At 72.2% G+C, this 25481-nt stretch carries 26 protein-coding genes; 17 read left to right on the top strand and 9 right to left on the bottom strand.

Features of this window, described 5'->3' with window-relative positions; all coding sequences use genetic code 11:
• From sufD to UQW22_RS16020, 6 genes are read left to right on the top strand one after another with little or no spacing between them, the layout of a single operon-like run.
• Positions 1–1206, top strand: coding sequence for a Fe-S cluster assembly protein SufD (sufD, locus tag UQW22_RS16045; protein ID WP_407318102.1), 1206 nt, complete (start codon positions 1–3; stop codon positions 1204–1206).
• Between the two features lie 4 nt (positions 1207–1210).
• A complete protein-coding gene (locus UQW22_RS16040) occupies positions 1211–1558 on the top strand; it encodes a non-heme iron oxygenase ferredoxin subunit (protein ID WP_407318100.1) in 348 nt (115 codons plus the stop codon).
• A 52-nt stretch (positions 1559–1610) separates the two neighbouring features.
• Positions 1611–2381 (top strand): Fe-S cluster assembly ATPase SufC, encoded by a 771-nt coding sequence (sufC, locus tag UQW22_RS16035; protein ID WP_407318099.1) that lies wholly within the window; start codon positions 1611–1613, stop codon positions 2379–2381.
• Positions 2382–2392: 11 nt separating this feature from the next.
• Positions 2393–3706 carry a cysteine desulfurase gene (locus UQW22_RS16030; RefSeq protein ID WP_407318097.1) on the top strand — a complete coding sequence of 438 codons (1314 nt, stop codon included), beginning with the start codon at positions 2393–2395 and terminating at the stop codon, positions 3704–3706.
• A gap of 13 nt (positions 3707–3719) precedes the next feature.
• On the top strand, positions 3720–4226 hold the full coding sequence (gene sufU / locus UQW22_RS16025; protein WP_407318095.1) for a Fe-S cluster assembly sulfur transfer protein SufU: 507 nt from the start codon (positions 3720–3722) through the stop codon (positions 4224–4226).
• Positions 4219–4578: a metal-sulfur cluster assembly factor gene (locus tag UQW22_RS16020; protein WP_407318094.1), complete on the top strand. Its 360-nt coding sequence runs from the start codon at positions 4219–4221 to the stop codon at positions 4576–4578. Before sufU ends, UQW22_RS16020 begins: the two co-directional genes overlap by 8 nt.
• Positions 4579–5177: 599 nt before the next feature.
• On the opposite strand, the gene UQW22_RS16015 is transcribed toward UQW22_RS16020, so the two are convergent.
• Positions 5178–5717, bottom strand: coding sequence for a DUF1697 domain-containing protein (locus tag UQW22_RS16015; protein ID WP_407318092.1), 540 nt, complete (start codon positions 5715–5717; stop codon positions 5178–5180).
• 47 nt (positions 5718–5764) lie between these two features.
• Entirely contained in the window at positions 5765–7264 is a 1500-nt protein-coding gene (locus tag UQW22_RS16010) for a DUF2809 domain-containing protein (protein WP_407318090.1), read from the bottom strand.
• A gap of 138 nt (positions 7265–7402) precedes the next feature.
• Here UQW22_RS16010 and UQW22_RS16005 point away from each other — a divergent pair, with 138 nt between their 5' ends.
• On the top strand, positions 7403–9001 hold the full coding sequence (locus UQW22_RS16005; protein WP_407318088.1) for an ABC-F family ATP-binding cassette domain-containing protein: 1599 nt from the start codon (positions 7403–7405) through the stop codon (positions 8999–9001).
• A gap of 32 nt (positions 9002–9033) precedes the next feature.
• Here UQW22_RS16005 and UQW22_RS16000 read toward each other — a convergent pair whose 3' ends face one another.
• The 3 genes from UQW22_RS16000 to UQW22_RS15990 are packed head-to-tail and all read right to left on the bottom strand — an operon-like array spanning position 9034 to position 10540.
• Positions 9034–9915 (bottom strand): SURF1 family protein, encoded by an 882-nt coding sequence (locus tag UQW22_RS16000; protein ID WP_407318086.1) that lies wholly within the window; start codon positions 9913–9915, stop codon positions 9034–9036.
• Positions 9912–10151 carry a hypothetical protein gene (locus UQW22_RS15995; protein WP_407318085.1) on the bottom strand — a complete coding sequence of 80 codons (240 nt, stop codon included), beginning with the start codon at positions 10149–10151 and terminating at the stop codon, positions 9912–9914. The genes UQW22_RS16000 and UQW22_RS15995 overlap by 4 nt, the downstream gene beginning before the upstream one ends.
• Positions 10151–10540, bottom strand: coding sequence for a DUF3099 domain-containing protein (locus UQW22_RS15990; RefSeq protein ID WP_407318084.1), 390 nt, complete (start codon positions 10538–10540; stop codon positions 10151–10153). Before UQW22_RS15990 ends, UQW22_RS15995 begins: the two co-directional genes overlap by 1 nt.
• A 175-nt stretch (positions 10541–10715) precedes the next feature.
• Here UQW22_RS15990 and fabG point away from each other — a divergent pair, with 175 nt between their 5' ends.
• The 3 genes from fabG to UQW22_RS15975 are packed head-to-tail and all read left to right on the top strand — an operon-like array spanning position 10716 to position 12839.
• Positions 10716–11438: a 3-oxoacyl-ACP reductase FabG gene (gene fabG / locus UQW22_RS15985; RefSeq protein ID WP_407318082.1), complete on the top strand. Its 723-nt coding sequence runs from the start codon at positions 10716–10718 to the stop codon at positions 11436–11438.
• 59 nt (positions 11439–11497) lie between these two features.
• The gene (fabI, locus tag UQW22_RS15980; RefSeq protein ID WP_407318081.1) at positions 11498–12265 is read left to right on the top strand and encodes an enoyl-ACP reductase FabI; all 768 of its coding nucleotides are present in this window, start codon (positions 11498–11500) and stop codon (positions 12263–12265) included.
• Positions 12266–12275: 10 nt separating this feature from the next.
• A complete protein-coding gene (locus UQW22_RS15975) occupies positions 12276–12839 on the top strand; it encodes a SixA phosphatase family protein (protein ID WP_407318080.1) in 564 nt (187 codons plus the stop codon).
• 22 nt (positions 12840–12861) lie between these two features.
• On the opposite strand, the gene serB is transcribed toward UQW22_RS15975, so the two are convergent.
• Together serB and glgC are read right to left on the bottom strand one after the other, a co-directional pair.
• On the bottom strand, positions 12862–13572 hold the full coding sequence (gene serB, locus UQW22_RS15970; protein ID WP_407318078.1) for a phosphoserine phosphatase SerB: 711 nt from the start codon (positions 13570–13572) through the stop codon (positions 12862–12864).
• Complete coding sequence (gene glgC / locus UQW22_RS15965) at positions 13565–14809, bottom strand: glucose-1-phosphate adenylyltransferase (protein WP_407318076.1); 1245 nt, start codon at positions 14807–14809, stop codon at positions 13565–13567. The genes serB and glgC overlap by 8 nt, the downstream gene beginning before the upstream one ends.
• Positions 14810–14877: 68 nt before the next feature.
• On the opposite strand from glgC, the gene glgA reads away from it, so the two are divergent.
• Both glgA and UQW22_RS15955 read left to right on the top strand, forming a co-directional pair.
• The gene (gene glgA, locus UQW22_RS15960) at positions 14878–16104 is read left to right on the top strand and encodes a glycogen synthase (RefSeq protein WP_407318075.1); all 1227 of its coding nucleotides are present in this window, start codon (positions 14878–14880) and stop codon (positions 16102–16104) included.
• Between the two features lie 105 nt (positions 16105–16209).
• Positions 16210–17508, top strand: a complete 1299-nt coding sequence (locus UQW22_RS15955; protein WP_407318073.1) for a fibronectin type III domain-containing protein — start codon at positions 16210–16212, stop codon at positions 17506–17508.
• A gap of 40 nt (positions 17509–17548) precedes the next feature.
• On the opposite strand, the gene UQW22_RS15950 is transcribed toward UQW22_RS15955, so the two are convergent.
• A complete protein-coding gene (locus UQW22_RS15950) occupies positions 17549–18316 on the bottom strand; it encodes a hypothetical protein (protein ID WP_407318071.1) in 768 nt (255 codons plus the stop codon).
• A 130-nt stretch (positions 18317–18446) separates the two neighbouring features.
• On the opposite strand from UQW22_RS15950, the gene UQW22_RS15945 reads away from it, so the two are divergent.
• From UQW22_RS15945 to UQW22_RS15925, 5 genes are all read left to right on the top strand, one after another.
• Entirely contained in the window at positions 18447–19244 is a 798-nt protein-coding gene (locus UQW22_RS15945) for an ABC transporter ATP-binding protein (protein ID WP_407318069.1), read from the top strand.
• 69 nt (positions 19245–19313) lie between these two features.
• Positions 19314–19793, top strand: a complete 480-nt coding sequence (locus tag UQW22_RS15940) for an NfeD family protein (protein ID WP_407318067.1) — start codon at positions 19314–19316, stop codon at positions 19791–19793.
• A gap of 30 nt (positions 19794–19823) precedes the next feature.
• Positions 19824–21017, top strand: a complete 1194-nt coding sequence (locus UQW22_RS15935) for an SPFH domain-containing protein (protein ID WP_407318066.1) — start codon at positions 19824–19826, stop codon at positions 21015–21017.
• A gap of 200 nt (positions 21018–21217) precedes the next feature.
• Complete coding sequence (locus tag UQW22_RS15930; RefSeq protein WP_407320839.1) at positions 21218–22969, top strand: ABC transporter ATP-binding protein; 1752 nt, start codon at positions 21218–21220, stop codon at positions 22967–22969.
• A 59-nt stretch (positions 22970–23028) separates the two neighbouring features.
• Positions 23029–24978, top strand: coding sequence for an ABC transporter ATP-binding protein (locus UQW22_RS15925; RefSeq protein WP_407320838.1), 1950 nt, complete (start codon positions 23029–23031; stop codon positions 24976–24978).
• On the opposite strand, the gene UQW22_RS15920 is transcribed toward UQW22_RS15925, so the two are convergent.
• Positions 24956–25477 (bottom strand): GNAT family N-acetyltransferase, encoded by a 522-nt coding sequence (locus UQW22_RS15920; RefSeq protein ID WP_407318064.1) that lies wholly within the window; start codon positions 25475–25477, stop codon positions 24956–24958. The genes UQW22_RS15925 and UQW22_RS15920 overlap by 23 nt on opposite strands.
• Positions 25478–25481 lie beyond the last annotated feature (4 nt).

Raw genomic sequence — 25481 nt, 5'->3', positions numbered from 1 at the left:
ATGACTGCCACCACCACCGATCACTCACGCGCCGTGGCCGACGGCGCCCACTCCCACGGCATCGTGCCCGCGGGCTCGCGCGCCGAGCGCGTCACCTCGTTCGACCTCGCGGACATCCCCGTCCCGTCGGGTCGCGAGGAGGAGTGGCGCTTCTCGCCCGTCGCGCGGCTCCAGCCGCTCTTCGCCGAGGAGCTCTCGTCCGACGGCGTCGCCGTGAGCGTCGAGCCCGCGCCCGAGGTCAAGGTCGAGACGGTCTCCCGCGACGACGCCCGTCTCGGCACGGCCGGCAAGCCCGGCGACCGCACCGCGGTCAGCGCCTGGAACGCCGTCACCGAGGCCACCGTCGTCACGGTGCCCGCCGAGGCGGTCGCCTCCGACGTCACCTCCGTGCGGATCGACGGCGTCTCGAAGGATGCGACGGCCCAGCACCTCCTGGTGCACGCCGAGCGGCACTCCGAGGCGGTCGTCGTCATCGACCACCGCGGCGACGCGCTGCTCAACCAGACGGTCGAGGTCGTCGTCGACGACGGCGCGCGCCTCACCGTGGTCTCCGTGCAGGACTGGGCCGGCGGCGCCGTCCACGCGTCCGCGCACCGGTCCACCATCGGTCGCGACGCCAAGCTCAAGCACGTCGTGGTGACCTTCGGCGGCGACGTCGTGCGCATCACGCCGGACGCGACGTTCACCGCCCCCGGCGGCGACGTCGAGATGGTCGGCCTCTACTTCGCGGACGCCGACCAGCACCAGGAGCACCGCCTCTTCGTCGACCACGCCGTGCCGAGCTGCAAGTCGCGCGTGACGTACAAGGGCGCGCTGCAGGGCGCGGGCGCCCACACCGTGTGGGTGGGAGACGTCCTCATCCAGGCCGACGCCGAGGACACGGACACCTACGAGCTCAACCGCAACCTCGTCCTCACCGACGGGGCGCGGGCGGACTCGGTGCCGAACCTCGAGATCGAGACCGGTGAGATCGCGGGCGCGGGGCACGCGTCGGCGACCGGACGGTTCGACGACGAGCAGCTCTTCTACCTCATGGCCCGGGGCATCCCCGAGATCGACGCGCGCCGTCTCGTGGTGCGCGGGTTCTTCGCGGAGCTCATCGACGAGATCGGTGTGGAGTCCGTCGAGCAGCGGCTGCTCGCCTCGATCGAGGCCGAGCTGGAGAAGTCGATGAGCGTCATCACCGGCGTCCCGGCGGCGGAGTGACGGCGTGACCCAGCAGATCGTGGCCTCGACGGCCGACCTGGAGCCCGAGGAGGCCAAGCTCGTCGAGCTCCAGGACGCGAACGGCACCACGGTCCCGGTCGCTCTCGTCCGGGACGCCGACGGCGACTTCCACGCGATCAGCGACATCTGCTCCCACGGAGCGGTGTCGCTGTCGGACGGCGAGGTCGAGGGCTGCCGGGTCGAGTGCTGGCTGCACGGCTCGCAGTTCGACCTGCGGACCGGCAAGCCGCTGCAGCTTCCCGCGACCCGACCGGTGCCCGTCTACCCCGTGACCGTGGAGGGCGACAAGGTGCTCGTCGACATCGACGAGCCCGTCGCCGCCGCGTCCTGACCGCACCTTCCTCGCACCACAGACTTTCGAACAAGACCTGGAGAACCACCTGATGTCCACCCTGGAGATCCGCGACCTGCACGTCAGCGTCGAGACCAAGGAAGGCCCGAAGCCGATCCTGCGCGGCGTCGACCTGACCATCAAGTCCGGTGAGACGCACGCCATCATGGGCCCCAACGGCTCCGGCAAGTCGACCCTCGCCTCGGCCCTCGCCGGCCACCCCAAGTACGAGGTCACCGCGGGCACCGTCACGCTCGACGGCGAGGACGTCCTCGCGATGAGCGTCGACGAGCGCGCCCGTGCCGGCCTGTTCCTCGCCATGCAGTACCCCGTCGAGGTGCCCGGCGTCTCGGTCGCGAACTTCCTGCGCACCGCCAAGACCGCCATCTCCGGCGAGGCCCCGGCCCTGCGCACGTGGGGCAAGGAGGTCAAGGGCGCGATGGAGAACCTGCGCATCGACAGCTCCTTCGCCGAGCGCTCGGTCAACGAGGGCTTCTCCGGTGGTGAGAAGAAGCGCCACGAGATCCTGCAGATGGAGCTCTTCAAGCCGCACTTCGCCGTCCTCGACGAGACGGACTCCGGCCTGGACGTGGACGCGCTGCGCGTCGTCTCGGAGGGCGTGAACCGCGCCAAGGAGACCACCGACGTCGGCGTGCTGCTCATCACGCACTACACGCGCATCCTGCGCTACATCAAGCCGGACTTCGTCCACGTCTTCGTCGACGGCCGGATCGCCGAGGAGGGCGGCCCCGAGCTCGCCGAGCGGCTCGAGGACGAGGGCTACGACCGGTACGTCGGTACCGGCGCGACGATGTCGGCCTGACGGAGCACACCATGACCACCGCCGACACCGTGCGCCCGGCACCGGCCGACGACACCCTCACCGCGAGCGAGCTCGCCGCGGTGCGGGCGGACTTCCCGCTGCTCGGGCGCACGGTGCGCGGTGGTCGGCCGCTGGTCTACCTGGACTCGGCAGCGACGTCCCAGAAGCCGAACGTGGTGCTCGAGGCCGAGGTCGAGTTCTACGAGCAGCGCAACGCCGCCGTGCACCGCGGCGCGCACCAGATCGCCGAGGAGGCCACCGAGGCCTTCGAGTCGGCACGCAGCGCCGTCGCCTCGTTCGTGGGGGCCGACGACGGCGAGATCGTCTGGACGCCGGGCGCGACGGCGGCGCTCAACCTCGTGGCCTACGCGTTCTCGAACGCCACGGCCGGTCGGGGCGGAGCGGCGGCCGAACGGTACCGGCTGGAGCCCGGCGACGAGATCGTCGTCACCGAGGCCGAGCACCACGCGAACCTGGTGCCGTGGCAGGAGCTGTGCGCCCGCACGGGTGCCGTGCTGCGCTGGTTCGGCGTGGACGACGGCGGGCGGATCGACCTGTCCGACGTCGACGCCGTGATCACCGACCGCACCCGGATCGTGGCGTTCGGGCACGTGTCCAACGTGACCGGCGCCGTCGGACCGGTCACCGAGCTGGTGGCCGCGGCCCGCCGCGTCGGCGCGTACACCGTGCTCGACGCCTGCCAGTCGGTGCCGCACCTGCCCGTCGACCTGCACGCCCTCGGTGTGGACTTCGCGGCCTTCAGCGCGCACAAGATGCTGGGGCCCACCGGCGTCGGGGCGCTGTACGCCCGCCGGGAGCTGCTCGAGGCCATGCCGCCCGTCACCACCGGCGGGTCCATGGTCGAGGTCGTCACGATGGAGACCACCACCTACGCGCCGCCACCGCAGCGCTTCGAGGCGGGCACCCAGATGGTCGCCCAGGCCGTGGGCATGGGCGTGGCCGCGCAGTGGCTCGACGAGCTCGGGATGTCCCGCGTCAGGCGGCACGAGCACGAGCTGGCCGGCGAGCTGCTCCGCATCGCGGAGATCCCGGGGGTGCGTGTGATCGGCCCGGCGGACACGAGGGACCGCCTCGCCGTGGTCTCGTTCGTCGTCGACGGCGTGCACTCCCACGACGTGTCGCAGGTGCTCGACGACCGAGGGATCGCCGTCCGGGTCGGGCACCACTGCGCACAGCCGCTGCACCGGCGGTTCGGCGTGGCCGCGACCACGCGGGCCTCGGCGTCGGTCTACACGACCGTCGAGGAGATCGTGGCGTTCCGGGAAGCGCTGGCGGGTGTGCGGGCGTTCTTCGGTGCAGAGTGAAGGAGGAGGACCCATGAGCGGCTCGTTGGAGCAGATGTACCAGCAGGTCATCCTCGACCATGCGAAGCACCCGCACGGCCGGGGGCTCGTCGACGTCGTCGCCGGTCACCGTGGCGGCGAGTCGCACCAGGTGAACCCCACGTGCGGCGACGAGGTGACCCTGCGCGTGGACGTCGCGTCCGGCCCCGGCGGCGGCACCGTGGTGTCGGGCGTCTCCTGGGAGGGTCAGGGCTGCTCGATCTCCCAGGCGTCCGTCTCGGTGATGACCGAGCTCGTCACCGGCCGCGACCTCGACGAGGTCCGCCGTCTCGACGAGACGTTCCACGCGCTGATGGGCTCGCGCGGCAAGGGGCTGGACGACGACGCGGCGCTCGACGCGCTCGGCGACGGCGAGGCGTTCACCGGCGTCTCGCAGTACCCCGCCCGCATCAAGTGCGCGCTGCTCGGCTGGGCGGCGCTCAAGGACTCGCTGGCGCGCAGCGGTGCGCTGGCAGACTCGACCGGAGGAACCGATGACTGAGAACACGACCGAGACGGCCGCTCCGGCCGGTCCGACACCGGGCGCGACGACCGCGGCCGACGTCGAGGAGGCGATGCGCGACGTCATCGACCCGGAGCTCGGGATCAACGTCGTCGACCTCGGCCTCGTCTACGGCGTCGAGGTGGACCAGAACAACCACGCCACGATCGACATGACGCTGACCTCGGCCGCGTGTCCGTTGACCGACGTCCTGGAGGACCAGTCGGCGCAGGCCCTCGAGGGGCTCGTCACGGGCCACCGGATCAACTGGGTCTGGATGCCGCCGTGGGGTCCGGAGAAGATCACGGACGACGGCCGCGAGCAGCTGCGGATGCTGGGCTTCAACGTCTGAGCTGACGCACGAGACCCCCTGGCCTGCGCACGTGCAGGTCCGGGGGTCTTTCTCGTGCGTCACGGAAGCGGGATCTGCGCACGGGTACACCTACTCCGAGGTCTTTCCGGAGGACGACGTCGAGCGGCCCCGGGGCCTGGGCCCCCTCATGCCCTTCAGCGACCTCGTATTCTCCCGCGTCGAGCATGTCTTCCGTCGCAGCGAGACGGACAGGGTCCGCTACCTGCAGACGGTGTGAGAGCGACCGCGGCTACCTCGACCCGTTCCACCGAACGTCCCTCCGCCGTTCGTCGTCCTCACGGCTCCCGGGACGGCTCGCGCGCCGTGGGCCGGGTGGCGGTCGCGTCGCTGACGCCGTCGGGCTGCGACGGCTCGCGCTGCGTCGCGAGGGATGGGCTGTCGAGCGGGTGCTGCCGAACCTGGAGCGACTCGCTGCCCCGGAGTTCGCCGAGCATCTCGTCGCCGACGACCTGACGGTGACGACGCTGCTGCACCTGCGCCCCCGGTGAACCGGGAGCTGGCACGGCGAACGACGACCTGGTCGATCAGCGTCTTGTCGGTCGAAGTCTCACGCAGGACGAGGTCGCGCCGCTCCGCGTTCAGCGGCTGGCCGAGTTCGCGGCGAGCGCGACCAGCTTCGTCACCGTGTTGATGTTGCGCGTGGTGGCGCGCCGATCGCCGGAGGGGACGCGCAGCCGGCTGCGGCCCATGCCCTGCGGGTAGTGCACGTAGATCTCCCGGCGGCCGAGGACGAGCTGCTCGTCGGTGATCCCGGTGGCGCGCTCCACGGTGTCGTCGTCGGGCGGGGAGTCGAGGAAGGTGACACCCACCCGGCTCGGCTCCGCGAACAGGAACGGGTTGGCGTGGCGGACTCGTTCCAGCTCGGCCGGGGTCCGGATCACCGCGCCCACCGGCTTGCCCGCGTACTCCCGCAGCGCGTCCTCGAGCGCGTCCCGGGCGTCGTCGGGCCCGAGGCTCGTGGAGAACAGGACGTTCCCGCTGGCGATGTAGGTGCGCACGTCGGTGAACCCGAGCGTCTCGCACAGAGCGCGCAGATCGCTCATCGGGAGCTTGCCGGTACCGCCGACGTTCACGGCGCACAGCAGCACGACGAGCGGCCGGGAGGTGGACTGTGTCACGCCACCACCGTACGGCGACCCTCCGACGCCGCTCGCGGAGCGATCCGTCAGTACGAGACCGGCGTCTCGACCGACTCCCAGTGCCACGCCTCGGGGAGCCGGCCGTCCGGCTCCGCCCAGCCCGGGTGGGTCCAGCCGTACTGCTCCGCGTGGGCCTTCATCCAGGCGTACCGGGCGCCGTCGAAGCTCTCGGGTCCCATGCTGACGTCGACGGCGGTGCCGAGCCCGTGGTTCGAGCAGCCCGGGGGAGCGGCGAGCGGGTCGGGGTTCGCCGGGTCGTACACCGCGACCTGGTCGTCGTAGGAGCGGTACGCCGAGTTGACGGCGAGGTGCTCGCCGAACTCGGCCCGGTACGCCTCGTCGAGCGCCACGAGACCGTCCACCAGGTCCGCCCGCAGCAGGTGCTCCGGGGCCCAGGGGATCGGTGCGAGCTCGTCCTCGGCGAGGCGGCCGGCGCCGGGGAACCAGAGCTGGTCCGGCTCGGGGCAGACGGCGGCGTCCTGGGCGGTCATCAACGCGGTGGTCGCCTGCGCGACGTCGTCCCGGTGTGCGAGCAGGTCGTCGGCGACGGACTCCAGGTCGGCGAGCCGCATCGTGTCGAGGTGGCCGGGCTCCGCCGTCGCGAGAGCGTCGTCGGCGGCGCCGACGGCGTCGCGCAGCGCGTTCCGTACCGCCCGGCCCGCGCCGCGCCCCTCGTCGGCCAGCTCGTCGGTCGCGGTGAGGATGTCGTCGGCCCGGCGCCGGACCGGGGCGAGCGGTTCGCGGGCGTCGGTGGCCGCCGCGATCGCCACGGTCCGGCGGGACTCGCGCACGGCCGCGACCGACCGCTCCACCCGTGCACCGGCCGCCACCGCGTCGCCGGGGCCGCGCTCGAGGACCGGCGTCGCGTCGAGGACGGTCTCCGCCTCGTCGAGCGTCTGCGCCAGGGCCGACCGGACGGCGTCGTCGGCGACCTTGTCGGCCGAGTCGTCGAGCTCCGTGCGTGCGACGGCGACCTGGGCCCTGAGGCCGGCGGCCTCCGTCGAGAGCGATCGCTCGACGCCCACGCCCGCGGCCACGACCACCGCGACCACGGCGAGCGGCACGAGGAACGCCGCGATGCGTCGACCTGCCACCCGGACCGGTTCTGCGCGCACGTGCCGCAACGCCTCGTCGACAGCCGCCGCCCGGGGTGCGACGACGGCGAGGACCGCCCCGGCCAGGAACGCCCCGAGCGCGTACCAGGCGAGGTCTGCCACGCCGAAGGTCGTCCCGAGCACGTACCGCGCCGTCGGCACCTGCTCGAGGAGCCTCGCCGGCACGTCGGTCAGGTGCGACACCTCGATCGCCGTGCACACCGCGAGCGCGATCGCCGACGCGAGGGCCCGGGGGGCGCGCGGGACGACGAGGACGACGAGCCAGACGACCAGCATCGCGTAGAGCACGTCGCCGACCGGTCCGCCCACGGGTTCGGGAAGCAGGGCACGGCCGCCGAGCCCGACGAGCACGGTCAGGACGGCCAGCACGGTCGACGTCGTGCGGGGCACTCGGGCCACGGGGAGGGGCACGAGCCGTACCCTATCGACCGTCGCGGACGTCGCGGAGGGCGGTCCACCGCCGGCTGTGACGTAGGTCGTCGCCAGGCCGAGGACCGGGCACTAGAGTGGCGGGAGCCCCGCACCCACTTTCTGAAGGACACCCCTGCCTTGATCACCGCCCACGGCGTCGAGCTGCGCTTCGGCGCCCGCGTCCTGCTGCACGAGGCCACGTTCCGCGTGGCTCCGGGCGACCGCATCGGCCTGGTCGGCCGCAACGGCGCCGGCAAGACCACGCTCACCAAGACCCTCGCGGGCGAGACCCTGCCGGCGGGGGGCACGATCACGCGCGGCAACGAGATCGGGTACCTGCCGCAGGACCCGCGCACCGGCGACCTCGACGTCGTCGCGATGGACCGGGTGCTCAGCGCCCGGGGCCTGGACAAGATCGTCGCCAAGATGCGGGTGGCGGAGAAGGAGATGGCCAGCGAGGACGTCGACGTGCAGGCGGCGGCGATGGAACGCTACCCGAAGCTGGAGACCCGCTTCCTCGCGGCCGGGGGATACTCCGCCGAGTCCGAGGCGCACCGGATCACGAGCAACCTGGCGCTCGACGACCGCATCCTCGCCCAGCCGCTGCACACGCTCTCCGGTGGTCAGCGCCGCCGGGTCGAGCTGGCCCGCATCCTGTTCTCGGGCGTCGACACGCTGCTGCTCGACGAGCCCACCAACCACCTCGACGCCGACTCGATCGTCTGGCTGCGCGAGTACCTCCGGTCGTACTCCGGCGGGTTCATCGTCATCTCCCACGACGTCGAGCTGCTCCGCGCGACCGTCAACAAGGTGTTCCACCTGGACGCCAACCGTGGCGAGCTCGACCAGTACAGCCTGGGGTGGGACGCCTACATCGCCCAGCGCGAGCAGGACGAGCGTCGTCGTCGGCGGGAACGGGCGAACGCCGAGAAGAAGGCCGACACCCTCATCGCCCAGGCCAACAAGATGCGTGCCAAGGCGTCCAAGGCCACCGCGGCGCAGAACATGCTCAAGCGGGCCGAGCGCATGCTGGCCGGCACGGAGGGCGAGCGGCAGACGGACAAGGTGGCCGCGCTGCGGTTCCCGAAGCCGGCTCCCTGCGGCAAGACGCCGCTCATGGCGCGCGGGCTGTCCAAGACCTACGGCTCGCTGGAGGTCTTCGCGGGCGTCGACCTGGCGATCGACCGCGGGTCGCGGGTCGTCATCCTCGGGCTCAACGGTGCGGGCAAGACGACGATGCTGCGGCTGCTGGCCGGCGTCGAGACCCCCGACACGGGCGAGGTGCTGCCGGGGCACGGGCTCAAGATGGGCTACTACGCCCAGGAGCACGACATGCTCGACATGGACGCCACCGTCGTGGAGAACCTGCGGCACAGCGCCCCGGACCTGACCGACACCCAGGTGCGCACCACGCTCGGCTCGTTCCTCTTCAGCGGCGACGACGCCGACAAGCCCGCGCACGTGCTCTCCGGCGGCGAGAAGACCCGTCTCGCCCTGGCCACGCTGGTGGTCTCCAGCGCGAACGTCCTGCTGCTGGACGAGCCCACCAACAACCTCGACCCGGCGTCGCGCGCGGAGATCCTGGGCGCACTGAACACCTATGAGGGCGCCGTCATCATGGTCACCCACGACGACGGCGCGGTGGACGCGCTCAACCCGGAGCGCGTGCTGCTGCTGCCGGACGGCGACGAGGACCTGTGGTCGGACGACTACGCGGAGCTCGTGTCCCTCGCCTGAGCCGGGGGTGAAGCCGCAGGCTCGGGCGCCGACTACTCGGTCTGAGAGGCGTCGACGAGCGCGTCCTCGTGCTCCTCGTCGGCATGCCGTGCCGCCCGGCGCTCGCGGCGCGGACGCGACGTCCCGCCCGGGTCGTCCGCCGCGATGAGCTCGCCGGCCGAGACGGTGGCCGCACGGGTCTCGCGCCGCCACAGCAGGACAAAGCCCCCGACGGCACCGAGCGCGAAGATCACCCACTGGAAGGTGTAGCTGAGGTGGGAACCGGGGTCGGTGTCGGGCCGGGGTGCCGGCACCAGCGCCTCGGCGGCCGGGTCCTCGGACCGCATCTGCCCGTACGCACCGACGGTGGCGTCGTCGGCCACCGCGGTCGCCCCGCCGGAGACGGCGGCCGCCAGCACCTGGTCGTTGTTGATCCGTGAGACGGTCCCCGCCTGGGCGCCACGGTCCGCGGCGGGTTCGTCGGGCCGCAGCGTGACCGTGACGGCGACCTCGCCGGCCGGGGGAGCGGGGACAGCGGCGGGTTCGCCGGCGTCGGCCCCGAGCGGCACGAACCCGCGGTCGACGACGAGCACCACGGGCTCGCCGTCGAGCTCGGTGCGCAGCGGCACCAGCAGGTGGAACCCGGGGGTGCCGTTGACGGGCCGGTTGCGCAGCAGCATGGTCCCGGCGGGGACGTACTCGCCGACGACGACGGCGGGCCGCCACTCGTCGTCGGGCGCCAGCACCGTGCCGGGGGCGTTGACGAGCTCGGCCAGCGGTGCGGGGTCGGTGCCGTAGTTCGCCTCGACGAGGGCGATCTGCTCCTGGCGGTCGGTGTAGCGGTGCCACTGCCAGAACGCAGCCAGCACGCACAGCGCGGCCAGCAGCACCGCCGCCAGCCCGAGGGTGACCCACTGGCGACGGGTCCGTCTCATCCGTGCTCCAGGTCCTCGACGGGGACGGTCTGCCGCCAGAACGACCGTGCACCCAGGAACTGCTCGAGGTGCTCGCGGTGGTCGTCGCAGGCGAGCCACACCTTGCGGCGTTCGGGGGTGTGCAGCTTCGGGTTGTTCCACAGCAGCCCCCAGCGGGCGTCTGCTCGGCAGCCCTTGGCCGAGCAGACGAGCGCGTCGGGGTCCACCGGGTCGGCGCCCAGGCCGAGCACGTCCATCACGGGTCCTCGGGGTCGTCGGTGCGTTCGGTCGGTGTCCCGGTCGAGGGCGTCTCCACGTGGTCGACCACGCGGACGCGAGGTTCCTCGGCCGGCGGCTGGGTGGCTTCGATCTGCTGCGGTGCCGGCGGGGGCACGCCCGACGACTCCCGCGAGCTGCGGTCGCGACCGGCGTTGGCGAGCAGGACGGCCGAGTAGGGGAGCACGACGGCCCCGGCGAAGCACACCCACATCAGCCAGCCGTCCACGAGGAGCGCCGCGGCCAGGATGAGCACGATCCGCAGACCCATCTGGAACAGGTACTGGCGCAGGCGTCGGCTCTGATCCTCGGCGAGGCTCGCCGGGACGCCCGTGATCGAGGGGACCTCGTGGGGGCTGGACGTGCTCACCCTGTCAGTCTACGTCCGCCTCGGCACGCGCCGGTCTTTGGAGGAAACCGACAATCGCGTTCGGCGACATGTGCCTCACCGTCAGCACGGGAGCGGCCGGGGCACGGGGTACGGTCGCACCGGCGCACCACCGTGCGTCCGGGTCCCGGTGACCCGTCGTCGAGAGGAGCATTCCGTGGCAGAACTGGCAGCATCCGGCCGTGTGGTCGTCGTGACCGGAGCCGCGCGCGGTATCGGCCGGGCGATCGCCGAGCGCTTCGTCGCCGCGGGGGACACGGTCGCCACGGTCTACCGGGGCGGTGAGCTGCCCGAGGGCGTCCACGGCTTCGTGGCGGACGTCACGGACAGTGAGGCCGTCGACGCCGCCTTCGGCGAGGTCGAGGCCCGCCTCGGTGCGCCGACGGTGCTGGTCGCCAACGCCGGTGTGACGCGCGACCAGCTCCTGATGCGCATGAGCGACGAGGAGTTCGAGCAGGTCGTCGACGTGAACCTCACCGGGACGTTCCGCTGCGTGCGGCGCGCCTCCAAGGCGATGATCCGGGCACGCTCAGGGCGGATCGTGCTGATCGGGTCGGTCGTCGGGCTCTACGGCGGTCCCGGCCAGGTCAACTACTCCGCGACGAAGGCCGCGCTCGTGGGTATGGCCCGGTCGATCACCCGCGAGCTCGGCGGCCGGGGGATCACCGCCAACGTGGTCGCCCCCGGCTTCGTGGAGACCGACATGACCGCCGCGCTGCCCGAGGACACCCAGAAGAAGTACCGGGACTCGATCCCCGCCGGCCGGTTCGCGACGTCCGACGAGGTCGCCGGCGTGGTGGAGTTCCTCGCGTCGGACGCCGCGGGCTACGTGTCCGGGGCGGTGGTCCCGGTCGACGGCGGCCTCGGCATGGGCCACTGAACTGTCCCTCGGGCGCATCGCCCGATACGCTCCCACCAGAACTTTACTGAAAGGTCACCATGGCTCTGCTCGACGGCAAGAAGCTGCTCATCACGGGCGTCCTCACGGACAGCTCGATCGCCTTCCACGCGGCGCGCCTCGCGCAGGAGCAGGGCGCGGAGGTCGTCCTGACGTCGTTCGGCCGGCAGATGAAGCTGACCCAGGCGTTCGCGAAGCGGCTCCCCGCGACGGCGCCGGTCGTCCAGCTCGACGTGACCAGCTCCGAGGACCTGGCCTCGCTCGCCGACCAGGTCCGTGAGCACACCGACCGTCTGGACGGGGTCGTGCACTCGATCGGGTTCGCGCCGCAGAGCGTGATGGGTGGCAACTTCCTCTCGGCCGACTGGGAGGACGTCGCGACGGCGGTCCAGATCTCGACGTTCTCCTACAAGTCCCTGATCACGGCGGCGCAGCCCCTGATGTCCGACGGCGGGGCGTACGTGGGTCTGACCTTCGACGCCGGGTTCGCCTGGCCGGTCTACGACTGGATGGGTGTGGCGAAGGCCGGTCTGGAGTCCGCGAACCGCTACCTGGCGCGCGACCTCGGGCCGCACGGGATCCGCTCGAACCTCGTCTCCGCCGGACCGATCCGCACCACGGCTGCGAAGTCCATCCCGGGTTTCGAGGCGATGGAGGACGCGTGGCCGCGTCGCGCCCCCCTCGGGTGGGACCAGACGACGGCGGAGCCCGCGGCCCGCGCGGTCGTGGCCCTGCTGTCCGACTGGTTCCCGGCGACGACCGGAGAGATCGTGCACGTCGACGGCGGCGTGCACGCGATGGGGCAGTGAGCGAGGCCTCGTGAAGCAGCCGAAGCACCCGGTCGACGTCCCGGACACGGGGCGTCGGTTGGTGCTGCTCCGGCACGCGAAGGCAGAGCCCGGCAAGGGCGCGGTGCCGGACGCCGACCGTGCGCTGGCCCTGAACGGGCGCAAGCAGGCCGGACGGGTGGGCATGGCGCTCACGGCGGCGGGACTCGTGCCGGACCTGACGCTGGTGTCGTCCGCGCTGCGGACCCGGCAGACGTGGGAGCTGGCCCGCGCGCACCTGGGCAACCACGGTGAGCGCCAGCACCTGGACGCCGAGGTGCGCGAGGAGCTCTACGCGGCGAGCATCGGCGACGTGATCGGGCTCGTGCGGTGCGTCGACCCGGAGGTCAGGACGCTCCTCGTCATCGGCCACGAGCCCACGATGGCCGCGACGGCCGCGTACCTGGCCGACAAGTCGTCGGACGACGCCGCGCTGGCGCAGGTCCGGGTGGGCGTGCCGACGGCCACCTTCTCCGTGCTGCACGCGGTGAAGCAGCCGTGGTCCGAGTGGACCAAGAAGTCGGCGACCCTGCTGCGGGTCGGCCGCCCGAGCTGACGAGCGACCGACCGGCGTGCCGTCAGGCGGCGGCGTCGACCTCGTCGACCACCCGCAGCACCTCGTCCAGCCTCGGCCCGTCGATGCTGTACGGCGCCTGGGCCCGGACGAGCGGCTTGGCCGCGAACGCGATCCCGATCCCGGCCGCGGAGATCATGTCGAGGTCGTTCGCGCCGTCGCCGACCGCAACGGTGTCGGCCATGTCCAACCCCAGCTCGGCGGCCCACTCGCGCAGCGTGACCTCCTTGTAGGCCCGGTCCACGACCGGGCCGACCGTCCGTCCGGTCAGGACGCCGTCGGCGACCTCGAGCCGGTTGGCGCGCCAGCGCGAGATGCCCAGCGGTTCGGCGAGCGGCGCGAGGATCTCGGCGAAACCGCCGGAGACGAGCCCGAGCTCCCAGCCCCGGCGCTGCACCTCGGCCGTCAGCTCGGCGGCGCCCGGGGTGAGGACCACGGCCCTGCGGACCTCGTCGAGCGCGGTGACCGGGACGCCGGCGAGCGTGGCCACACGCTCGCGCAGCGAGGCGGCGAAGTCGAGCTCGCCCCGCATGGCCCGTTCGGTGACGGCCGCGACCTGGTCGCGGGTGCCCGCGTGGTCGGCGATCAGCTCGATGACCTCCTGCGTGAGGAACGTCGAGTCGACGTCGGTGACGACGAGCCGGCGGCGGCTCGACGGCGCGTGCGTGGGCCGGGGTGCGGCGGGGGAGCGGTCAGGCGACGTGCTCTCAGGCAACGTGGGAACCCTTCGGGACGACGGTGATCCCCGACTCGGTGACGGTGAAGCCCCGGGCCCGGTCCTCCTCGTGGTCGACGCCGATCCGGGCCCTCTCGTCCACCACCACGAACTTGTCGAGGATGGCGCGGTGCACCTGGGCGTGCCGGTGCACCTGGACGCCGTCCATCACCACGGAGTCGGTGACCGTCGCCCAGGAGTGCAGGTGCACGCCCGGGGACAGGATGGACCCCGCGACGGTCGCGCCGGAGACGAGGACACCAGGTGAGACGATCGAGTCTGCGGCGTGCCCCAGGCGGCCGGGTCCGGCGTGCACGAACTTCGCCGGCGGCAGCCCGGTGTACCCCGTGTACAACGGCCAGTCCTCGTTGTACAGGTTGAACACGGGCTGGACCGCGATGAGGTCCTTGTTGGCGTCGAAGTAGGCGTCGATGGTGCCGACGTCGCGCCAGTAGGCGCGGTCACGGTCCGTGGAGCCGGGCACCTCGTTGCGGATGAAGTCGTAGACGCCGGCCGTCCCCTCCTCGACGAAGGCAGGGACGATGTCGCCGCCCATGTCGTGCCGGGAGTCGGGGTCCGCGGCGTCCTTCGTCACCGCCTCGACGAGGGCGTCGGCGTCGAAGACGTAGTTGCCCATGGACGCCAGCACCTCCTGCGGCGAGTCGGGCAGCCCGACGGGCGCCACCGGCTTCTCGAGGAAGTCGCGGATGCGCGTCGGGTCCTCGGGTTCGACGTCGATGACGCCGAACTGGTCGGCGAGCGCGATCGGCTGACGGATCGCCGCCACCGTGGCCCGCGCGCCCGACTCCACGTGGGCGTCCACCATCTGCGAGAAGTCCATGCGGTAGACGTGGTCCGCGCCGACCACCACCACGATGTCGGGACGTTCGTCGTCGATGATGTTGAGGCACTGGTAGATGGCGTCCGCCGAGCCGAGGTACCAGTGCTTGCCGACGCGCTGCTGCGCCGGGACCGAGGAGACGTAGTTGCCCAGCAGCGGGGACATGCGCCAGGTCTTGGAGATGTGCCGGTCCAGCGAGTGCGACTTGTACTGCGTCAGCACGATGACCTGCAGGTAGCGCGAGTTGATGATGTTCGACAGGGCGAAGTCGACGAGGCGGTAGATCCCCCCGAACGGGACGGCCGGTTTGGCGCGCTGGGCCGTCAGCGGCATGAGTCGCTTGCCCTCTCCGCCGGCGAGGACGATGGCCAGGACCCGGGGATGTGACGACGCCATGGGTCGACCCTAGGACCTCGGGGCGGCGCATGCCGCGCGACGCGGCGGAGGACGCTACGTTGGCCTGCGTGAGCACCCACCCGAGGGTCGACCTGCTGACCCGTGAGTTCCCGCCCCACGTCTACGGCGGTGCCGGCGTGCACGTCGCCGAGCTGTCCGCCGTCCTGCGACCGCACGCGGACGTCCGCGTGCGATGCTTCGACGGTCCGCGGCCCGGTGCCGAGCACGTCACCGGCTACGAGGAGCCCGCCAACCTGTCCGGCGCGAACGCGACCCTGCGCACGCTCGGCGTCGACCTGGCGATGGCGGACGACGTCGCCGGCGCCGACGTGGTGCACTCGCACACCTGGTACGCCAACATGGCCGGCCACCTCGGGGGCCTGCTGCACGGCGTGCCGCACGTCGTCACGGCGCACTCGCTCGAGCCGCTGCGTCCCTGGAAGGCCGAGCAGCTCGGCGGCGGCTACGCCGTCTCGAGCTGGGCCGAACGGACGGCGTACCTGGGCGCGGCCGGGATCATCGCGGTGTCCGCGGGGATGCGGGCCGACATCCTGCGGTGCTACCCGGAGCTCGACCCCGGCCGGGTGCACGTGGTGCACAACGGCATCGACCTGGACGGCTGGACCCGGCCGGCCGACGACGACGTCGCCCGGGTCGCCGCGCTGCACGGGATCGACCCGTCGCGTCCCGCGGTCGTGTTCGTCGGCCGGATCACGCGCCAGAAGGGGCTGCCGGACTTCCTGCGGGCTGCCGCCCGGCTGCCGCGCGAGGTCCAGGTGGTCCTGTGCGCCGGGGCCCCCGACACCCCGGAGATCCTGGCGGAGGTCCGTGCCCTCGTGGACGACCTGCGCGCCGCACGTGGCGGGGGAGCCGAGGCCGGCGTGGTGTGGATCGAGGAGATGCTGCCCCGGCCGGACCTGTGCGCGGTCCTGGCCGCCTGCACGGTCTTCGCATGCCCCTCGGTCTACGAACCGCTCGGGATCGTCAACCTCGAGGCGATGGCCGTGGGCCTGCCCGTCGTGGCCACGGCCACCGGTGGCATCCCCGAGGTCGTCGACGACGGCGTCACCGGCGCCCTCGTGCCGATCGAGCAGGCCGACGACGGCACGGGGACGCCGCTCGACCCCGAACGCTGGGTGACCGACCTGGCCGCGGCGCTGACCGCCGTCGTCGACGACCCGCAGCGGGCCGCCACGATCGGCACGGCCGGCCGCCGGCGTGCGGAGCAGCACTTCGCGTGGACCGCGATCGCCGAACGCACCATGGACGTGTACCGGACGGTGCTGGACGCCTGACGGCCGCTTCCCCGGCTTCGGCCAGGGTTCCGTCGGAGTTCACGCCGTGGTCGCCCGCGCGGGCCAGCCTGGTGGGGCCGATCACCGACCGAGGAGGTTCTCGCCATGCCGAACACCCCGTCCCGGATCACCGTCGAACCACCGTCGCCGACGTCGCGTCGCGCCCGCGCCGTGGCCACCGCCGCGCTCGCCGCCGCCCTCGCGGTGGGCGCCACGAGCGTCGCCGCCGCCGATACGCCCGTGACCCCCGAGCGCGTGACGCTCACCCCGACCGAGACCCCGGCGACGTCCCAGACGATCACCTGGCGCACGGCGGAGGACACCGACGCCGTCGTCCAGCACATCCCCGCGTCCGGCGGAGAGGCGACCACGACGACGGGCACGGGCACCGGCCGGGCCGGCGGCGGCTACCACCACCGTGCCGACCTGGCGGGCCTCGAGCCCGCGACCGACTACCGGTACCGGGTCGGCGACGGCGAGACGTGGAGCGCCTGGTACCCGCTGACCACCGCGGGGCAGGCCGGTGAGCCCTTCCGCTTCCTGTCCTTCGGCGACGTGCAGAACGACATCACGGCCGGCGCCGCGCCCGTGGTCCGGGCCGCGTACGAGGCCGTCCCCGACGCCAGGGTCGCGGTGCACGCCGGCGACCTGATCAACCACGCCGACGACGACGCCGAGTGGGACGAGTGGTTCGCCGCCCAGGGAGACGGTGCGGCGAGCGTCAACCACGTCACCGCGATCGGCAACCACGAGTACGACGACTGGGACATCTCGACGGTCTGGAACAAGCAGTTCCCGGGAGCGGGGAACGGCCCCGGCGACAGCGACCTGGACGACACGGTCTGGTACACCGACTACCAGGGCGTGCGGTTCGTGACCCTCAACTCCAACTACACGAACGCACCCTGGTTCGACGTCAAGGACTGGATGGAGGACCAGGAGGCCTGGCTGGAGGACGTCCTGGCCGACAACCCGAACGAGTGGACCGTCGTGGCCTTCCACCAACCGGTGTTCGCCAACTCCGAGGGCCGCAGCGGAGCCGTCGTGCGGCGGTTCTGGCTCGACGTCTTCGAGGAGCACGACGTCGACCTCGTGCTGCAGGGCCACGACCACTCGTACGGGCGCGGCGGACTGCGCACGAACGAGACGAGCCGTGCCGGCGTGACGACGGGGCCGGTGTACGTGGTCTCGGTGACGGGCCCGAAGATGTACGAGCCGACGCCGTTCGACTGGAACCTGGGCGGTGCGCGTGTGCGCACCCAGCTGGGTGACACCCAGACGTACCAGGTCGTCTCGGTCGAGAGCGACCTGCTGACGTACGAGGCGCGGACCGCCGACGGCACGGTCGTCGACGCCTTCGAGATCGACACGTCCGGCGCGGAGAAGGTCGTGCGGGACCGGTGACGCGGGCGCCGCGGTGCCCGCGGAGCAGAGGAGCTGTGGCTCAGGGCACCGCGGCGTACGTCGCCGCGCTCAGCGCACGGCGGGCCGTGCGCTCGACCTCGCGCAGCGCCGTCGACCGCTGGTCGACCTGCCACAGGTTCACCGCGGCGCCGTCGTCGTCCGTGGCGAGGTCGACGATCGCGAGCAGCCGGGTGGCGAGCTGCATGACCCGCGCCCGGCGGCCGTCCAGGTCGGGCACGGGCCAGCCGGCGGTCGTCGAGTGGCGCACCCGCTCGATCGCGTCCGCGGCGTCGTCGCGCCACCGCGCCACGTCGAGGGCGTCGAGCGCCTCGGTGGCGACCACGAGGCTGCTGCGCAGCTCACGCTCTGCGTCCGCGAGCGAGCCCAGGGCGCCGGCGACCAGCGTGGACCACGGTGGCACGTCCACCACCTCCCAGGTCACGAGGTGCCCGGGCTCCAGCGCGGTGCCGAACGTCGTGATGCTGGGCACGGCGGCCCACGCCCCCGCAGGGGTGCTCACCAGCAGGCACTCCCCGGACTCGGTGGCCGCCGCCGCGGCCGGGGCGGGCACGCCCGAGGGGTCGCCCGGTGCCGGCAGCACCGCGCACACCTCGCGGGGTCCGTCCGAGAACGCCGCCACGAGCTCCTTGAGGGTCACCTGCCCCGTGCCGGCGCCGGGCAGCCCGACGACGACGTGCGGCTCGTCGTCGTCGGTCACGGAACGCACAGCCAGGCCGTGCGAGACGCCGAGCGACTGGAGCCACAGCGCCAGGACGACGCTGCGGGGCAGTGTGGTGGACTCGCTCACGCCTCGCACGATAGACGCCCGACCTGCTCCGGCGCCCGTCGCGACGCGCCGTGGACGTGGTGGTGCCCTGGTCGCGGCGCCCGGCGAGGGCGGTCGGGGCGAGGTGCCCGCTCCGGTAGGGTCGGGCACCATGAGCGCGGTACTCGACCTGCAGGGCGTCACCGTCAGACGCGGCAACTCCACGATCGTCGACGACGTCGACTGGACAGTCTCCGAGGGCGAGCGCTGGATCGTGCTCGGCCCGAACGGGGCCGGCAAGACGACCCTGCTGCAGATCCTCGCGGCGCGCTCGCACCCCACCTCGGGGACCGCGGACCTGCTGGGCGAACGGCTCGGGAAGGTCGACGTGTTCGAGCTGCGGCCGCGGATCGGCTTCTCCTCGGCGGCGCTCGCGGACAAGATCCCGCACCACGAGAGCGTGCGCGACGTCGTGGTGACCGCCGCGTACGGCGTCACCGGCCGGTGGCGCGAGGAGTACGAGGAGCTGGACACCGAGCAGGCGCTGGCGCTGCTGGGCGCGTTCGACGTCGCCGACCTGGCCGACCGGCGCTACGGCACCCTCAGCGAGGGCGAGCGCAAGCGTGTCCAGATCGCCCGCGCGCTGATGACCGACCCGGAGGTCCTGCTGCTCGACGAGCCCGCCGCCGGGCTCGACGTCGCCGGACGCGAGGAGCTCGTCGGGGCGCTCGCGGAGCTGGCGGGCGACCCGTCCTCGCCGGTGCTCGTGGTGGTCACCCATCACGTGGAGGAGATCCCGCCGGGATTCACGCACCTGCTGCTCCTCGGGGACGGCAAGGTCGAGGCGGCCGGGCCGATCGAGGACGTCCTCACCTCCGAGAACCTCTCGCGGGCCTTCGGCATGGACCTGCTGGTCGCCCACGGCGGCGGTCGCTGGCTCGCCCGGGCGGCGCGACCCGCCGGGCGCTGACCCCTCTGCCCACGACGGCGCAGATTTGGTAAATTCAAAGCAAAGCAGACGCTGCGGTCGGAGGTAGCCATGGACGGCTGGATGTGGTGGATCGGCGGGGCGCTCGTCCTCGCCGTCGTGGAGATGCTCTCGCTCGACCTCGTGTTCATCATGCTCGCCGGTGGTGCGGTCGCGGGCGGCATCACGGCGGCGGCCGGCGGACCCTTCTGGCTGCAGGTGATTGTCGCGTGCGTCGTGGCGGTCCTGCTGATCGTCACCCTGCGCCCGTGGCTGCTGCAGAACCTGCGCCGTCGCACGGACCTCGTCGAGACGAACGCCGCCGCCCAGGTGGGTCGCACGGCCGTCGTCATCGCCGAGGTCACCGAGCTCGGTGGTCGCGTCAAGCTCGCCGGCGAGGTGTGGTCCGCACGGCTGGTCGACGACGGTCTGCCCAACAGCACGGGCCGGGTGCCCGAGGGCGTCGAGGTACGGGTCGTGAAGATCGACGGAGCCACGGCGGTCGTCGCGCCGGCCGGGGCGACGAGTCAGAACGCCGACGGCGCCGTCTGACGACGGCGCCCTCCAACGGAAAGAGAGCTCGTGGAACCAGGAACAATCATCCTGTCCATCTTCCTGATCATCGTCGTCATCTTCGTGGCGGTGGCGCTGTTCAAGATGGTGCAGATCGTCCCGCAGGCGACGGCGCTGATCATCGAACGCCTGGGCCGGTACGAGAAGACCTTCGAACCAGGCCTGCACTGGCTCATCCCCTTCATCGACAAGGTGCGCGCCGGCGTCGACCTGCGTGAGCAGGTCGTGTCGTTCCCGCCCCAGCCGGTGATCACCTCGGACAACCTCGTCGTCAGCATCGACACGGTCATCTACTTCCAGGTGACCGAGCCCAAGTCCGCGGTCTACGAGATCGCCAACTACATCAGCGGTATCGAGCAGCTCACGGTGACCACGCTGCGTAACGTCGTCGGGTCGATGGACCTCGAGCAGACGCTGACCAGCCGTGACCAGATCAACGGCCAGCTCCGCGGTGTGCTGGACGAGGCGACCGGCCGGTGGGGCGTGCGAGTCAACCGCGTCGAGCTGAAGTCGATCGACCCGCCGGCCTCCGTGCAGGGCGCGATGGAGCAGCAGATGCGTGCCGAGCGCGACCGGCGTGCCACCATCCTCACGGCCGAGGGTGTCAAGCAGTCGGCCATCCTCACCGCCGAGGGTGAGAAGCAGTCGCAGATCCTCAAGGCCGAGGGTGACGCTCAGGCGGCGATCCTCACCGCCGAGGGTGAGGCGCGGGCCATCCTGCAGGTGTTCGGCGCGATCCACGAGGGCAACCCCGACCCCAAGCTGCTCGCCTACCAGTACCTGCAGATGCTCCCGGAGATCGCCAACGGCTCGTCCTCGAAGCTGTGGGTCGTCCCGACGGAGTTCACCGCGGCGCTCGGCTCGATCGCCAAGGGCTTCGGCGGCACGCCTGGTACGCCCGGTATCCCCACGGAGCCGTCGGACGACGACAGCGGTGGCGGCGTGAGCGCCGCGGTGCGTTCTGCGCTGGGGCAGTCCGGCCTGCAGGACCCGGGCGAGGCGCTCGCCGAGGCGCGCCGGCAGGCGCAGGCCGCGACGGCCGACGCGACCAGCTCGGGCACCCGGTCCGGGGCACCGTTCGAGCGCGGTGTCGAGCGGGGGCAGCGTCCGGCGGGCGAGCAGCCGCCTGCTCCTCCCGCCCCGACGCAACCGCGCACGCTCGGGACGGACGACGAGGGGACGTCCCCGCCGGCGCAGCCGTGACCTGAGCCGTCGCTCCGACGGTCCGCACGAGGCCCCGTCGTCCGTACCTGGACGGCGGGGCCTCGTGCGCGTGGCCGGCCCGGTGCTCCGCGGCCGGGTCGAGCGGGTGCCGGCTCATCTATGCTCGCCGGGTGCCGACCGTGCCCGGCGGCGTGCTCGTCCGCGGCTTGGTCGCCGTCCCCGAGACCACGGAGTCCCTGATGCTCGTCGCGCTCGCCCGTCGCTACCTACGGCCCTACGCCGGTGCCGTCGGCCTGCTGCTCGTCCTGCAGCTCGCGCAGACCCTCGGTTCGCTGTACCTGCCGTCGCTCAACGCGGACATCGTCGACCAGGGCGTGACGACCGGGGACACCGGCTACATCATGCGGGTCGGCGGGTGGATGCTGCTCGTCAGCCTCGGCCAGGTGCTGTGCGCGATCGGCGCGGTGTTCCTGGGGGCGCGCGCGGCCACGGCGTTCGGCCGCGACCTGCGGCGCGACATCTTCGACGCGGTCCAGGGTTTCTCCGCCCGGGAGCTCGGGCAGTTCGGTGCACCCTCGCTGATCACCCGCACGACCAACGACGTCCAGCAGGTCATGATGGTGGTGCTCATGACGTTCACGGTCATGGTGATGGCACCCATCATGATGGTCGGCGGCGTCGTCATGGCGCTGCGCGAGGACCCGGCGCTGTCCGTGCTGCTCGTCGTCATCGTGCCGGTGCTGGGCGTCGCCGTCGGGCTCCTGATGTGGCGGATGGTGCCGTACTTCCGCGGGATGCAGGCCCGGATCGACGTGATCAACGGCGTCCTGCGCGAGCAGATCACGGGTCTGCGCGTCGTCCGTGCGTTCGTGCGCGAGCGGCGCGAGAGCGAACGCTTCGGGGAGGCGAACACCCGCCTCTACGACGTCTCGCTCGCCGCGGGCAAGCTCATGGCGCTGGCCTTCCCGATGGTGATGCTGATCATGAGCCTGTCGCAGGTCGCGGTGCTCTGGTTCGGCGCCGGGCGGGTCTCCGACGGCGAGCTCCAGGTGGGCTCCCTCATGGCCTACCTGTCCTACATCATGTTCATCCTCATGGCCGTGATGATGTCCACGATGATGATCATGATGGTGCCGCGTGCGTCGGTCGCCGCCGGACGGATCGGCGAAGTGCTCAGCACGCAGACCTCGGTCGTCGAGCCCGAGCGCCCCGTCGCGCTCGAATCGCTCTCCGGTGGTGCGGGGCCCCGGGGTCGGGTCGACGTCGAGGGCGTCGACTTCGGGTACCCCGGTGCGGAGGCGCCGGTGCTCGAGGACATCACCTTCACGGCGGAGCCCGGCCGGACGACGGCGATCATCGGCTCCACCGGTGCGGGCAAGACGACGCTGCTCCACCTCGTGCCGCGCCTCTTCGACGTGACGGGCGGCCGGGTCGCGATCGACGGCGTCGACGTCCGTGACCTGGCGACCGACGACCTCGGGGCGCTGCTCGGACTCGTCCCGCAGAAGGCGTTCCTCTTCTCCGGGACGGTGGCCGACAACCTGCGGTACGGCAAGGCGGACGCGACCCACGACGAGATGTGGGACGCGTTGGAGGTGGCGCAGGCGCGCGACTTCGTCGAGGCGTTGCCCGGCGGCCTCGAGGCGGCCGTCGCGCAGGGCGGGTCGACGTTCTCGGGCGGCCAGCGGCAGCGGCTCGCGATCGCGCGGGCGGTGGTCCGCCGACCGCGTGTCTACCTCTTCGACGACTCGTTCTCGGCGCTGGACTACTCGACGGACGCACGGTTGCGGTCGGCGCTGAGGCCGCTGGCCGCGGACGCCACCGTCCTGGTGGTCGCCCAGCGCGTCGCCACCATCCGGGACGCCGACCAGATCCTCGTGCTCGACCACGGACGCATCGTGGGTCGCGGCACGCACGCCGAGCTCCTGGACACCAACGAGACGTATGCCGAGATCGTCACGTCCCAGATGTCCCTCGAGGAGGCGGCGTGAGCGGCCCGCAGGGGCCTCGCGGCTCGCAGGCACGTGGACCGATGGGCGGCGGTGCCGGGATGCCGCCTGCCAAGCCCCTCGACTTCACCGGGTCGTTGCGCCGCTTCGCCGGCACCCTGCGTCCCGAACGCGCGCGGGTCATCCTCCTGACCGCCTCCGGCATCGCGTCCGTCGCGCTGACCGTGCTGGGCCCGAAGATCCTCGGCGACGCCACGAACGTCATCTTCGAGGGCGTCGTGGGTCAGATGCTGGGCCGCACGATGCCGGCGGGCACGACGACGGACGAGGCGGTCGCGGCGCTGCGCGCGTCCGGCGACGACTCCCAGGCGGACATGCTCGCGTCGATGGACGACGTCGTGCCCGGCCAGGGTGTGGACTTCGACCGGCTGGCGCAGATCCTCGCCGGCGTCGCGGTGATCTACCTCGGGGCGTTCCTCTTCGGGTGGCTGCAGTCGCGGCTCATGACGGTCGCGGTGCAGAACACCGTGCGCCGGCTGCGCGACGACGTCGAGGCCAAGCTGCACCGCATCCCGTTGAGCTACGTCGACGTGCGCGCCAAGGGGGACATCCTGTCCCGGGTCACCAACGACATCGACAACGTGGCGCAGTCGACCACGCAGACGCTCGCACAGCTCGTGACCTCGGTGCTCACGGTCGTCGGCGTGCTGGCCATGATGTTCTGGATCTCGTGGGTCCTGGCGCTCGTCGCGCTCGTGACCGTGCCGTTGTCCGTGATCCTGACGATGGCGATCGCCAAGAGGTCCCAGCCGCAGTTCGTGGCGCAGTGGGCGGCCACCGGCCGCCTGAACGCCCACGTCGAGGAGATGTTCACCGGGCACGCCCTGGTCAAGGTCTACGGCCGCCAGGCCGACGCCGCCGAGACCTTCGCCCGCGAGAACGAGGCCGTGTACGACGCGACACGGCGCTCGCAGTTCATCTCGGGCACCATCCAGCCGTCGATGGGGTTCCTCGCCAACCTCAACTACGTGCTGGTGGCGGTGATCGGCGGGCTGCGGGTGGCCTCGGGACAGCTCTCCATCGGTGACGTCCAGGCGTTCATCCAGTACTCGCGCCAGTTCACCCAGCCGTTGTCGCAGGTCGCCTCGATGATGAACCTGCTGCAGTCGGGGGTCGCGTCGGCGGAGCGGGTGTTCGAGCTGCTCGACGCCCCGGAGCAGGACCCGGACCCGCAACCGGCCGAGGCGCCCGTCCAGCCGCGGGGACGGGTGGAGTTCGACGACGTGTCCTTCTCCTACGTCCCGGACGAACCGTTGATCGAGCACCTCGACCTCGTGGCCGAACCCGGCCAGACGGTCGCGATCGTCGGTCCGACCGGCGCCGGCAAGACCACCCTGGTCAACCTGCTCATGCGGTTCTACGAGATCGACGGCGGCCGGATCCGGATGGACGGCGTGGACACGCGCCGGATGACCCGCGACGCGCTGCGTTCGCGCATCGGGATGGTGCTGCAGGACACGTGGCTGTTCCGGGGCACGATCGAGGAGAACCTGCGCTACGGCGTCCGCGACCACACCGACGTCTCGGCGCAGACCTTCCTCGAGGCCACGCGGGCGACGTCGGTGGACCCGTTCGTGCGGACGCTGCCGGACGGCTACGACACGGTCCTCGACGACGAGGCGACGGCGCTCTCCGCGGGCGAGAAGCAGCTGCTCACCATCGCGCGTGCCTTCCTCGCCGACCCGGACATCCTGGTGCTCGACGAGGCGACGAGCTCGGTGGACACCCGGACCGAGGTGCTGGTGCAGGAGGCGATGAACGCGCTGCGGTCGGGGCGCACGGCGTTCGTCATCGCCCACCGGCTGTCGACGATCCGCGACGCGGACGTCATCGTGGTCATGGAGCGCGGGCGGATCGTCGAGCAGGGCGGCCACGACGACCTGCTGGCGGCGGGTGGTGCCTACGCCCGTCTCTACGCGAGCCAGTTCGCCGCGCCGGTCGCGCCGGAGGAGGACGTCGTCGAGCAGGTCAGCGCGCCGGGAGCACCATGAGCCGCGCGGGCGGGGCATCTTCGCGCTGCCACTCGAACCGGGCCTCGCCCACGATGCGCCAGCCCTTGCGCAGGTAGACGGCGTGCGCGACCCCGTCGCGGTCGTCGACGTCCAGCACGGGGACGCGCCCGGTGCCGCGGACCCATTCGGCGGCCGTGTCGAGCAGACGTCCGCCGACGCCGCGGCCCTGGGCGTCCGGGTGCACGAAGAGCACCGAGACGCACCCGAGCTCGGCCACCGGCCGGCCGGCCCCCGCCGACCACAGGGCGCCGTGCTCGTCGTCGGGCACCGTGGTGACGCTGACGTGGCCGACCACGCGGGCGTCGAGCTCGGCGACCCAGGCGTGCTCCTCCGTCGGACGGACGACGAACTCCTCCGCGGGGAACGGCAGCGGCCACCGGTGCGGGTAGCCGGAGGTGGGCTGCTGGGCACCGAGCGCCCGGACGAGGGCGGGAAGGTCGGCGTCGGCGCGGTCGCGGAGGGTGACGTGTCCTGGCACGGCT

This window comes from Isoptericola halotolerans (genome assembly GCF_045689585.1).
Taxonomy (GTDB): domain Bacteria; phylum Actinomycetota; class Actinomycetes; order Actinomycetales; family Cellulomonadaceae; genus Isoptericola; species Isoptericola halotolerans_B.
This window is presented reverse-complemented; position numbering and strand designations above follow the sequence as displayed.